The sequence below is a fragment of the Flagellimonas chongwuensis genome, from assembly GCF_013376415.1.
GTDB lineage: Bacteria > Bacteroidota > Bacteroidia > Flavobacteriales > Flavobacteriaceae > Flagellimonas > Flagellimonas chongwuensis.
Map to the genome: position 1 here is coordinate 782547 of NZ_WYET01000001.1, position 12749 is coordinate 795295.

Annotated in this window: 10 protein-coding genes; 3 read left to right on the forward strand and 7 right to left on the reverse strand. The window is 41.9% G+C overall.

What is annotated here, in order from left to right; genetic code table 11:
- The first annotated feature begins 1 nt into the window (after window position 1).
- Window positions 2-1336: a dihydroorotase gene (locus tag GUA46_RS03470; protein ID WP_176619300.1), complete on the forward strand. Its 1335-nt coding sequence runs from the start codon at window positions 2-4 to the stop codon at window positions 1334-1336.
- Window positions 1337-1338: 2 nt separating this feature from the next.
- The gene (locus GUA46_RS03475) at window positions 1339-1791 is read left to right on the forward strand and encodes a DUF4296 domain-containing protein (RefSeq protein ID WP_108245911.1); all 453 of its coding nucleotides are present in this window, start codon (window positions 1339-1341) and stop codon (window positions 1789-1791) included.
- On the opposite strand, the gene GUA46_RS03480 is transcribed toward GUA46_RS03475, so the two are convergent.
- On the reverse strand, window positions 1778-2779 hold the full coding sequence (locus tag GUA46_RS03480; RefSeq protein WP_176619301.1) for an NAD-dependent epimerase/dehydratase family protein: 1002 nt from the start codon (window positions 2777-2779) through the stop codon (window positions 1778-1780). The genes GUA46_RS03475 and GUA46_RS03480 overlap by 14 nt on opposite strands.
- A gap of 85 nt (window positions 2780-2864) precedes the next feature.
- Here GUA46_RS03480 and tyrS point away from each other — a divergent pair, with 85 nt between their 5' ends.
- Window positions 2865-4160 carry a tyrosine--tRNA ligase gene (tyrS, locus tag GUA46_RS03485; protein ID WP_176619302.1) on the forward strand — a complete coding sequence of 432 codons (1296 nt, stop codon included), beginning with the start codon at window positions 2865-2867 and terminating at the stop codon, window positions 4158-4160.
- A 57-nt stretch (window positions 4161-4217) separates the two neighbouring features.
- Here tyrS and GUA46_RS03490 read toward each other — a convergent pair whose 3' ends face one another.
- The 6 genes from GUA46_RS03490 to GUA46_RS03515 all read right to left on the reverse strand — a co-directional run bounded on the left by GUA46_RS03490 (window position 4218) and on the right by GUA46_RS03515 (window position 12735).
- A complete protein-coding gene (locus GUA46_RS03490) occupies window positions 4218-4736 on the reverse strand; it encodes a quercetin 2,3-dioxygenase (protein WP_229418423.1) in 519 nt (172 codons plus the stop codon).
- A gap of 104 nt (window positions 4737-4840) precedes the next feature.
- The gene (locus tag GUA46_RS03495; RefSeq protein WP_176619303.1) at window positions 4841-5827 is read right to left on the reverse strand and encodes a LuxE/PaaK family acyltransferase; all 987 of its coding nucleotides are present in this window, start codon (window positions 5825-5827) and stop codon (window positions 4841-4843) included.
- A 73-nt stretch (window positions 5828-5900) separates the two neighbouring features.
- Window positions 5901-6224, reverse strand: a complete 324-nt coding sequence (locus GUA46_RS03500) for a T9SS type A sorting domain-containing protein (RefSeq protein ID WP_176619304.1) — start codon at window positions 6222-6224, stop codon at window positions 5901-5903.
- Between the two features lie 146 nt (window positions 6225-6370).
- Complete coding sequence (locus GUA46_RS03505; protein WP_176619305.1) at window positions 6371-6682, reverse strand: T9SS type A sorting domain-containing protein; 312 nt, start codon at window positions 6680-6682, stop codon at window positions 6371-6373.
- Window positions 6683-6840: 158 nt separating this feature from the next.
- On the reverse strand, window positions 6841-9783 hold the full coding sequence (locus GUA46_RS03510) for a beta strand repeat-containing protein (protein WP_176619306.1): 2943 nt from the start codon (window positions 9781-9783) through the stop codon (window positions 6841-6843).
- A gap of 48 nt (window positions 9784-9831) precedes the next feature.
- Entirely contained in the window at window positions 9832-12735 is a 2904-nt protein-coding gene (locus GUA46_RS03515; RefSeq protein WP_176619307.1) for a TonB-dependent receptor, read from the reverse strand.
- Between the last annotated feature and the right edge of the window lie 14 nt (window positions 12736-12749).

Here is a 12749-nt window from a genome sequence, read left to right on the forward strand (position 1 = left end):
TATGTCAAAAATACTGTTGAAGAATGCCAAAATCGTAAACGAGAACAGCATTTTTGAGTCGGATGTGCTACTGGACAGGGATTTTATATCAAAAATTGATTCAAACATTTCTGATGGTAATGCCAAGGTGATAGATCTGGAAGGTGATCTGTTATTGCCAGGGGTCATAGACGACCAAGTACATTTTAGGGAGCCCGGGCTTACCCATAAAGGAACCATTGCAACGGAAAGTAGGGCGGCGATTGCCGGGGGCATCACCACGTTTATGGAACAGCCCAATACCATTCCGCAGACCACCACCATTGAAAAACTAGAGGAAAAATTTGCCATTGCCGCTAAGGGTTCTTCAGCCAATTATTCATTTCTTTTTGGAGGAACAAACGATAACCTGGAAGAGCTAAAACGACTGGACAAAAATGCATGTTCGGGTGTAAAACTGTTCTTGGGCTCTTCTACGGGAAATATGTTGGTGGACAATGAGGAAGTACTTGAGAAAATATTCAGTAATACCGAAATGGTGATTTCAGCCCATTGTGAGGACGAAGGCACCATTAGGGCCAATTTGGCCAAGTACAAGGATATGTACGGGGATGATATTCCAATTGAAATGCACCCGATCATTCGAAGTGCGGAGGCCTGTTACCTTTCCTCTTCAAATGCGATTGCACTCGCCAAAAAAACAGGGGCAAGGTTACACGTGTTCCATGTGTCCACGGGAATTGAAACCGATTTGTTCACGAACAAGATTCCTTTGCAGGAGAAGAAAATCACTGCTGAGGTTTGTATTCATCACCTTTGGTTCTCTGATGAGGATTATGCTGAAAAAGGGACCCATATTAAATGGAACCCGGCCGTAAAGACGACATCCGATAGGGATAAACTTTGGGAAGCGCTCTTGGACGACCGTTTTGATGTGATTGCCACCGATCATGCCCCACATACGCTAGAAGAAAAGGATAATCCATATACCAGCGCACCATCGGGAGGGCCATTGGTACAGCACGCCTTGCTGGCTATGCTCCAAAAGGAAAAGGAAGGAATCATCAGTTTGGAGAAAATTGTCGAGAAAATGTGTCATAATCCTTCAAAATTATTTGATATTGACCGACGTGGGTTTATTCGCGAAGGCTATTACGCAGATTTGGTTCAGGTTAACCAGAGTTCCAAAAATGAGGTTAAAAAAGCCAATCTTTTCTATAAATGTGGTTGGTCTCCCTTTGAAGGTGTTACTTTTGATTCGGAAGTAAAGCGCACCTTTGTAAATGGTCTTTTGGCCTACGAGAATGGCAATTTTAGTGCAGAAAAGAAAGCAAGGAGGCTTACGTTTAATCGTTAGGGATGAAATATATCGTTACATACATTTTGGGTTTCATCATTTTGGTGTCCTGTGCCGAAAAGGTAGTGGATGAGCCGGAAAACCTTATTCCCAAGGAGAAAATGACCGAGATTCTTCATGATCTTGCGATTTTAAATGCTTCAAAATCTGGCGCCTCGAGAAAGTTTAAGGATTCAGGTATCGATATCATGGAATTCCTATATACCAAATATGATATAGATAGCACCCAATTTGCGGAGAGCGACCTTTATTATGCGTCTATTCCTTTGGAATACCAAACCATATACAAAGATGTAGAAGCTAGACTGAAGCAGCAAAAGGATACCTTGGAGGCTATCGGCAAGCGGTTGAACGACAGTATCCGTGAGGCAAGTATTCAACGAAATGATTCCTTAAAAGCCATTAGGGAGCAAAAGGAAGGTGTAAAAAAGCCAGATACTACTATTTCTCGGTAAACCTGTCACAGCAAAATTCGATTGCCTTATCCAAGTCTTCGAATTCAAAGTCTAATACGGATTTTATTTTTTCGCTGCTGTAATCTTCTTTATTGAACAATCCTTTGGCGACAGCTTTGGACAATTTTCTTCTTTTGCCAAAAATATTGCTCCTTACCCAATCCCATCTCCAAAAGCACTCAATCATAAATTTTGAAACTTTTTTGGTGGGAGGGGAGACTCCAAGGTTAGGTGCAATTTTATCGAAAAGCTCTTTGTAGGTCATATTTTGATTGACCAAGATGTAACCCTCTGTCCGGATGTTTGAATCTATCAATAAGGTCATGGCGTTGACCACATCGGTCACGGTTACAAAACCGGTTCCTCCGGGTATAAAGTAGTTTTTTCCTTTAGAAGCATAGGTGAAAAATGATCCACTGCCAGATTTCCAAAATCCCGGCCCGATTACAACACCGGGGTTTACAACAACAATGTCAAGTCCTTCCTGTGAGCCGCGCCAAACTTCGAGCTCTGCTTCATATTTGGTAATCCCGTAAACTGTGGCCCTTGCTTCGTTCCATTCATTTTCTTCGGTGGTCTCTTTTTGCTTTACGCTAGCGCCTATTGCCGCGATTGAACTGACATAGCACAATTTTTTTACACCATTTTTTATGGAAAGGTTTACCATGTTGGCCGTACCCTCAACATTGGTGCGCTCCAAAAGTTTGAAATCCTTGGGGTCGAACGAGATCAATGCCGCACAGTGGTATACCTGCTCAATACCGTCAAATAATTTGTCCAATCCACCAAGTTCGGTGATATCGGCCTGTACCCAATCAATTTTCTCCACCAAAGCGGAGGGATTGTCTGTATAATAACCAAAAACCTTACGCACTTTTTCTATAGATGCTTGAGTCCTATAATTACTCCTTACGTTGTTTCCATTGCTGATTAAACGGAAAAGTAAATGGGAACCAATCAGTCCAGTGCCTCCTGTAACCAAAATCATAAGGTAAAAGTACCTATTTGTGCCGTAAAAATTGATTCAAATCCCAACTTCATTTTATATTTGCAGCTATTCCAAAAAACTGATCATGACGAAGAATTTTGTTCAAGAACTGCAATGGAGGGGAATGGTGCACGATGTGATGCCAGGAGCCGAGGAACACTTAATGGAGGAAATGCGAGGGGCATATGTGGGTATAGATCCAACAGCAGACTCTTTGCACATCGGACACTTGGTAAGTGTAATGATGTTGCGGCACTTCCAATTGGCAGGTCATAAACCTTATGCTTTAGTAGGGGGTGCAACGGGAATGATCGGGGATCCATCGGGTAAATCGGCAGAGCGAAACTTGTTGGACGAGGAAACTTTGCGTCATAATCAAGAGGCTATTAAAGGACAATTAGCACGCTTTTTGGATTTTGAGAGTGGTGAGGATAATGCAGCCGTATTGGTGAACAACTACGACTGGATGAAAAATTTCTCCTTTTTGGAGTTCATCCGCGATGTCGGTAAGCACATCACTGTAAACTATATGATGGCTAAGGATTCCGTAAAAAAACGTCTTTCTTCAGATGCGAAAGAAGGCATGTCCTTTACCGAATTCACCTATCAGTTGGTTCAAGGGTACGATTTTCTATATCTGTACCAAAATCACAATTGTAGCCTTCAGATGGGAGGTAGCGATCAATGGGGAAATATTACCACTGGTACGGAATTAATTCGAAGAATCGGTGGCGGTAAAGGTTTTGCCCTTACCTGTCCGTTGATCACCAAGGCAGATGGAACCAAATTCGGAAAAACCGAAGGTGGGAATGTTTGGTTGGATGCTGAAAGGACGTCACCCTATAAATTTTACCAGTATTGGCTGAACACTTCGGATGACGATGCCGAGAAGTACATTAAAATATTCACTTTTCTAAGTCAACAGGAAATAGAAGCTTTAGTGGCCGAACATAAGGAAGCTCCCCACCAGAGAGCATTACAACGAAAACTGGCGGAGGAGGTGACCATAATGGTGCATTCAGAAGAAGACCTTAACAATGCGATAAAGGCAAGCGACATTCTTTTTGGCAAATCAACTTCGGAGGATTTAAAACAGCTTAACGAGAAAACATTTTTAGATGTTTTTGAAGGTGTTCCGCAAGCTACGGTGAGCAAGGACGAACTTGATCCCGGTTTGGATATGATAGGCGCACTGGCCGCCCAAACGGGGTTTTTGGGTTCCAATGGTGAAGCCAGGAGGGAATTGAAGCAAAACTCCATATCCGTGAACAAGGAAAAGGTGAAAGAGGACTACCTGATTACAATATCGGATTTGATCAATGATAAATTTGTGCTGTTACAGCGAGGCAAGAAGAATTATTTTGTGCTCGTAGTAGCGTAAAAATGTAAAAGCCATCTTTAAAAGATGGCTTTTTTGTTACGTTAAAAAAGTGATTCCCTATCTGCTACAAATCTCACTTATTTTGGCAAAATCTGGCGGACCAGGGGGTAATCCTCCTAGTTCTTCGAACATCGATTCCAGTCCCGCAGGGAATACGCTCAATATAGTTTTGCAATCTTGGTCTCCAACGACTTTCCAAGTATGGGGCACGTTTTTTGGGGCAAAGGCCAAATCACCTGCCTTTAAGATTGTAGTTTCATCACCAACGGTAACCTCGAGTTCGCCCTCTAATACCTTAAAGATTTCGTCTTCGTTCGTATGAACGTGTGGAGGGATCATGGTTCCGGGTGGATTTACCTCTTCAATTAACGTAAATTGGCCGTTGGTATCGGCTCCTGTAAGTTTGAAGGTTTGTTGGTCGCCGATGACATTCACTTGTTTGCCTTCCCCATTCTTAACGATTTTAGGGTTTAAGGTTTTTTCATCTTTTGAAGAAAAGTGTGCAAATGCCGGTAATGAAGCAAGTGCAGCAGCCGAGAGGGCACTACGTTTTAAAAAATCATTTCTATTCATCATATAGTTTGTTTGGTTACGTAATTAAATTACGTAAAAACTTGATAATATGATAATTAATTGATTGTGGCAGGTATTCTTTTCTGTATAATCGGAGGATTATGGTCTTATAAAACCATCAAATTACATCCTCTAATATCCGAATCATCAAAACGACCCAAAACTTCAAAGGTTCCATTTGGGTGTATTTTCCCAAGATCTTGGGTAGCGATAAAGGAGCAGGAATATAGGTTCGCCAAATCGATCACATTGATCCCTCCTGTTTTTCCGTGGGGTTGAATGCTTAGCGGGTCTTCGGTATCACGTGTTAGGATTTTCATCCAAGGAGGTGTTTCAAAAATTCCGCTGCCTTTGGAATATCCCTGTGACAACAATTCCGTCATTCCGTATTCTGAGTGGATATGTTCAACACCAAGCCCTTTTTTTAGAGTTCGATGGAGTTCCTCCCGAATCAGTTCTTTCCGACGCCCTTTCATACCTCCTGTTTCCATTACTATGGTGTTTTTTAAGGAAAGTGGAGATGCTTCAGCGAGGTCCAAAAGTGCAAAGGAAACTCCAACAAGCAACGTTTTGGTGCCTTTTTGCTCCAGGTGCTTTAACTTATCACGAAGCTCATCAAGGTTATGAAGATAAAATCCACTACTGGGGTGTCCGGATTGCTCGATTAAGCTATTTACCATATAAATTAATGAAGAACCTTCTCTTTCCAAATAGGAGGGTAAAAGAGCTAGAATACAGAAATCTTTGGGTTTTCCGTAAAAAAGTTCAAACGCTCGTAAAAAACTTTCTTCATAAAGACCGATATGAGGAACGAAATGTTTGCTAGTAGTGCTTTGCGTGGTTCCGCTGCTGGTAAAGATGGTCTGTGACTCTTTTTGAGTTGAAATAACCCTATGTGTCTTAAAGAAGGAAATGGGCAGGAATGGTATTTCCAAAGTGGTTGAAACACTTTGAGGAGACTTTCTTAAATGGATACAAAAGTCCCTGTACACCCCATTGTTTTCGTATTGAAACTTGAAAATATCCAATGCGACTTCTTCAAATTCGTCCGCATTGTTGATATTGAAAATCCGATGGGTATCAAACTGCTTCATTGTGAATCAAAAGTACCCAAAAATAAAAAAGCCCTTCGGGAAAAGGGCTTAAAATGTAATATGCTGTTTGATTTTATTTGACGACCAGTTTTCGGGTCATTGTTTTTTTCTGTTCCGTAACCTGGAGTACGTAAACGCCAGGTACCAGTCGGGAAATGTCCAAAGTATTGGTACTGATTCTTTCCGTTAGCACTACTTCACCAAAAACATCATAAATTTTAATCTCTTTAGTACCGTTGGTTTCTGTAGAGATGTATACCTCATTGCCATAAGCTGGATTCGGGTACATTTTAAAACCCTTGAGCTCCTGTACGGGCTCATTGTTAACTGTAACTAGGTCTTGACCGAATGAGAGTAGTGGTAAAGCCATAAGTAAAACAAAGTAGATTTTCTTCATGCAAGCTGATTTGGGGTCTATGTGCATGATAAAAGTAGGTAAACAGGATATTGTTGACTATTTTATGTTGTGAAAGTACTAAAATGGGTGGTAAAGCGTTGAAAGCTGTGGTATATGGTTGGCGAAAAGCCGTGAAAATCGGGGAACTACTTCACAATGAGCTTTCTAGTAGCTACCTTGTTGTGTTCAAAAACCCTTAAAATATAAACTCCTTTGCTTAGGTTTGATAGGTTGAGCTCTCTACCTAAGATGGTGGTCTCAAGGACTTGTGTGCCCAATACATCAAAAACCAGAATTTTCTTTGGAGCGTTTTCTTTGGTTTCTATATAAACCTTGCCTTGGGTAACAGGGTTGGGATACATCTTAAATCCGTCAATATCTGCACTTGAACTGGCGCTTTGCTGAGAAAACCCAAGTGAACAGATAAAAAAGAAAATGACGAAGTAAAAGTGCTTCATACGTTAATGGTTGCAAACGGTATGCCACAAATATATAAAAATAGTGATGCGATTGTTGAACCATTTGACGATTAGGGCATTACTTTTCGATGAAATGCAAAAAAGAAGCCCCCGACATAGCGGGGGCTCTTAAAATATAAGTGTCTGACCAATCTTGATTAGTTGGCCCAGTCAAAGATTGTTAGGTCTACTGTAGCAGCAGCATCATATGCTTCGGCTGGATCAGCATCTGCACCTTCAATTTGAACGTTGGCCAATGGACCAGCATCGCTCATCAATACAGAAGTGTCATATCCAACCAAAGAAAGTCCTGTAATGGTTGCACCAGATTCTTTTTTGAACTGAAGGGCTGTACCACCAACCGTGGAAACAGCGGTCAAGTTGACCAAATTTGGGTTTTCGTTAGCACCATCGGCTTCAACAACGGTAGAGAAGCCAGAAGTATGGTATACATAAGCATTGGTCAATGTACCGTTCCATCCTTCTGTCCAGTCAATAGCGTCATCTTCGTTGTTTTCCAAGTAGAAGTTGGAAGCGGAAACGGTTCCACCAAAGAACTCAACACCGTCGTCTGTTCCATTTTTGATGGCAACATTATCGATTGTTGTTCCAGAACCTACTGCATAAAGTGTAAGGCCATTATACTGAGATTCGGTGCTAATCTGCGCACCGGCATAGTTAATGATCAAGTATTCGATGCTACCTGAATTGTCATCATCTTCAGTACCACCATAAAGAATACCTCCAACCTCAGCTTCGGCATCCACACCTTCGGTAGTAGTAGCTTTACCGGCAATTACCAAACCACCCCAGTCACCAGGAGTTGTGTTGGATGAGGTCATAACAACAGGATTAGCAGCAGTACCCTGTACATTGATTGTACCTCCTTTTTGAACCACAATGTATGTTTTGGTTTCGTCACCATTTTCAACATCGGCAATGATGGTTGTTCCAGCAGGGATGTTCAAAGTAGCTCCATCTTCAACACTGAAAGATTGGTTCAAGTAGTAAGTTACATCAGCATCCAATGTAAGTGTAGAGTTAAGGGAACCTGTCAACGTAGCAGATTGTGCTTCAGCATTTCCTGTAGCCCAAGTAAATGTATTGATGTCAACAGAGGCAACAGCAGCATAAGTTTCTGCTGGGTTGGCATCGGCGCCTTCAATTTGAACATTGGCCAATGGACCAGCGTCGCTCATCAATACTGATGTATCATATCCGTCTAGAGAAAGTCCTGTAATGGTTGCTCCGGATTCTTTTTTGAACTGAAGAGCTGTACCACCAACTGTGGAAACAGCGGTCAAGTTAACCAAGCTTGGGTTTCCATTGGCACCATCGGCTTCAACAACAGTGGAGAAACCAGCTGTGTGCAATACGTAAGCATTGGTCAATGTACCGTTCCATCCTTCTGTCCAGTCAATAGCGTCATCTTCGTTGTTTTCCAAATAGAAGTTGGAAGCGGAAACGGTTCCACCGAAGAACTCAACACCATCATCGGTACCGTTCAAGATAGCCACGTTATCAATTGTGGTTCCAGAACCTACAGCGTAAAGGGTAAGACCATTATACTGAGATTCAGTGCTGATCTGCGCACCAGCGTAGTTAATGATCAAGTATTCAATGCTACCAGAGTTGTCCGCATCGTTTGTTCCACCGTAGATGATACCACCTACTTCGGCTTCGGCATCTACACCTTCGGTAGTAGTTGCATCACCAGCGATTACCAATCCGCCCCAATCACCTGGTTCTTCGTTGGAAGAAGTCATAACAACAGGGTCGGTAGCAGTACCTTGAATATCGATCATACCACCTTTTTGTACTACGATGTATGTTTTGGTTTCAGTGCCTTCCTCAACATCGGCAACGATTCTTGTTCCAGCAGGAATAGTCAATGTAGCACCGGATTCTACGCTAAAGCTTCCTTCCAAAAAGTAGTCTACAGCGGGATCCAAAGTTAAATCGGAAGTTAGGGAACCTGTCAATTTGCTTTCTTCGATCACAAGTGCAGAGTTTACCCATCCAAACATTTCTACATCAACTGTGGCATCACCAACGTAAGATAGGTTGGGATTGGCATCTGCTCCTTCAATTTGAACGTTGGCCAATGGACCAGCGTCGCTCATCAATACAGATGTATCGTATCCGTTCAAAGAAAGTCCTGTAATGGTTGCTCCAGATTCTTTTTTAAACTGAAGGGCTGTACCTCCAACTGAAGAAACAGCGGTCAAATTAACCAAACTTGGGTTTTTGTTCTCTCCATCTGCTTCAACAACAGTAGAGAATCCAGAAGTGTGAACTACATAAGCGTTTGTCAATGTACCGTTCCATCCTTCAGTCCAGTCGATAGCATCATCTTCGTTGTTTTCTAAATAGAAGTTGGATGCGGAAACAGTTCCACCGAAGAACTCAACACCATCATCGGTACCGTTAAGTACGGCAACGTTACTTATTGTTGTACCTGAACCAACAGCGTAAAGGGTTAGACCGTTGTACTGAGATTCTGTACTGATTTGAGCACCAGCGTAGTTAATGATCAAGTAATCAATGCTACCAGAGTTGTCGGCATCGTCAGTACCTCCATAGATGATACCGCCTACTTCAGCTTCGGCATCCACACCTTCGGTAGTGGTTGCGTTACCGGCAAGAATTAAACCACCCCAGTCACCTGGCTCTTCGTTTGCAGAAGTAAGGATAACAGGGTTGGCCTCGGTACCTTGAACATCGATCATACCTCCTTTTTGTACAACGATGTAAGTTTTGGTTTCGGTACCATCTTCAACCTCGGCTGTAATTGTTGTTCCAGCAGGGATGGTCAAAGTAGCTCCAGACTCCACACTAAAAGAACCTTGTAGAACATAAGTCTCAGCTGGGTCTAGGGTCATATCCTCGGATATTGAACCTGTAAGCGTTGTAGCTGGATTTTCACATGGCTCGCAAGAACCACCACAGTCTACACCTGTTTCATCCCCGTTTTGGATATTGTCATCACAGGTAGGCGTGGTTGGATTGTCCCCGCCATTATCGTCACCACTACAGCTGGTAAAAACCAGTGCCATTGTGGCCAGTGATAACATTGAAATTTTCAAAATTTTCGTTTTCATAAATGAAATGGATTTAGATTAATTATTAGACTACTGTATTGATTAGCGTTAAAAGGTATATTTAAGTCCAAGGCTAAATGTTCTGCCCAAAGTATAAGAGCGAACTACATCGGTAATAGTCTCCCTTTGTGGGGCTCCTGGGCCCAAACGTACTTCCCTGTCATCTGAAAATGCTTCCAATTCTGCTCTGCTTTCAGAAGTCAAGTAGTTTATGGACTGTTCTATTTTTGGATTTAACAAGTTTTGTCCGGATAACGATACTTGAAAGTTTTGTCCAAACTGCTTACTGATTTTCGAGTTCAACACAACGAATCCTTTTTCCAAAATGGCATCATTATAACGGGTATCCCAATCTTCTTGAGCTCTTGCAAATCCCATGGCAAAAATCTTGTCCGAAGCATAGCTTGCTGATACGTTGGCCACCCAATTGTTAGAGGTTTCCAAGTTTAAACTACTGTTCATGATCCAATCGGAAGCACCTTGTAGGGGGGCATTTTTATTGGTTCCGTATCTAAAGGTTTCTATAATTGCACCTTCTTCCGTGGTTCTTTCGATAAGGTCTTGCTCGTGCCACATTCTACTGGCGTTTAGTACCAAACTTAGTGTTGGTCCTAATGGGTTGCCGTTCTCATCGTTCATTTCAGGAGTGATGATATCTATTTTGGATTCTATCTCGATACCATAGATAGTGGCTTCTTCCCCTGTGTTTCTGAAGGTGAACAAGGCACCATCGGAACCACGTGCGCGTACTTTGTTGATGGGGTCTTCTATGCTTTTATAAAACAAGGAAGCAGAAATCAGCTGGCCCCTGGTTGGGAAGAACTCCCATTTAAGGTCAAAGTTGTTGGAGAACGAAGCTTCCAATGCATTATCTCCAACAGTACCAAAAACTTGTTGCCCTGTGGGGGAAATGTATCTAAAAGGAGCAATTTCCTTAAACTCTGGAAGTGTAATACTACGGCTGGCAGCAAAACGAAGGGCATGCTCTTCATTAAGTGCATATTTTATGTTCAAACTAGGATAAACGTTGGTATAATCCCTTGAAACGGAACCAACTTCACCACCAGGTGCATTGGCCACATCATAGTTTACTACGATTTCATCTTGTTGCGCCCTAAGGCCGGCGTTAAAGTTCCAGTTTCCAAATCCAACATTAAAAAGAGCAAACCCTGCAATGGATTCATACTCGCCGGTATATTCATCCTTTACTTCTCCAGCTTCGTTGGATTGGAAAGCGATAATTTCCAAAATATTGTTATTGAAGTTGGCATCTGTAAAAATCTGATCAAGATCATCCAATGAAGTGGAGCTTGGTCTATTGTCATCTACGTTGGAAACTCCATAAAAAGTAGATTCAAAATCTCTTGTCTTTTTTCTATAGTTCGCCCCAAGGTCAATGTAAAATTTTTTATTTTCTTCATCAATGATTTTCAGCCTATCTTTTAAGAGACCGTTGTACTCTTCATCATCAATTGTCTGGGAAAGTTTTCTTGATTCAAAGGCACTGTTTTCGTAGAGAAAAGCATTTACGGGGTCTGAGGTAAAGTTGATGATGTTACGAATCCTGTTCGGCTCATCGGCGTTAAGTTTGTTATAACTAACGGCCCAGTCCAATACATTTTTTTCTCCAAACTTGTGGTTACCGATCAATTGGGTAACAAACAAACGGGTCTGCTTGGTGTTCTGATCTCTTAAAAAATCAGAAAAATCTCCAATGGTCTCTTCCTGAATGTTACCAAAACCGTTTCTACCTCCTTCTGATACTACATCATTTAAGGTATTTACAAAAAGTGTAACAGATTTTATTATGTTTTTATCATCTTGGTAGGTAAGGTCCAACATGGCATTGTTTACATGCTCTGTTTCCCATTGTTGAAAATCTGTAATGGAGTCTGTAACGGTGACCTGATCATAAATCAAAAATTCGCCAGGGCTGTAATATTTATGATTTTTGGAGTTGGACAATGTACCGAACACCTTGAACTTGTTGTCAAAAAAGGATTTTCCACCACTAATGTTGACGCCCATATTGGCTGGCGTTTCAACGGTACTGGCGTCCCATGATTGGTTGGTGATTTGATCTCTGATATCGATATCGGTATCGTAAAATCCGAGAGAGGTATCTTCGTAGTTTGCTGTTACCTTAAAACCTTGCCCGTCCGAACCATCGCCAATAGCATTGGTGTTGGCTCCAATGGAAACACCCACTTCCAATTCACTGGTTCCGGACAATTCCCTTGAGGCAATATTTATATTACCGGAAGCTTGGTCGGCAGAAGTGGCAGCAGAATAGGTTTTGCTAATACTCACGTTTTGGATTACCCTAGTTGGGAACAAGCCAAGGTCTATGTTCTTTTTCTCGATGTCATCGGATGGAATAGGAAGACCATTAAAGGTAGTGGTCAAATATCTATCTCCAAGACCACGAACAAATACATCTCCAGAAGCTTCACTTTCAGTAACGCCGGAGATTTTAGTAGCGGCAGATTTTACATCGGAGATTCCTAAATTTCCCAATTCTACGGCACCAATACTTTCTTTTATCTCAATTGCACGTTTTTGGTCCAATAGCAAGGCGGTTTCAGAATCTTTCCTGGCTACAGTGGTAACTACTACTTCATCTAGTGCCATTCCCTGTCCAGCACTCATTGGAACGTCTACGCTAGTAACTTTTCCAGCTTCTACTGTTACATTTGGGATTTCTACGGTTTCATAACCTAAATAACTATATACTAAAATGTAAGTGCCCGGGGCAATCCCGGAAATTTCATAAAGGCCATCAAAATCGGAAGTAGTTCCAATAGTGGTCCCCTTAATTACCACATTGGCAAAAGCAAGTGGCTCATTGTTGTACTCTTGGTCGGTTAATTTACCGACAATGCTACCCGTGGATTGCTGGGCGCTGCTCAGTGATGTTGCCAACAAGGCAAAAATCAGTAAAAAATATTTCATTATCAGGTATATAT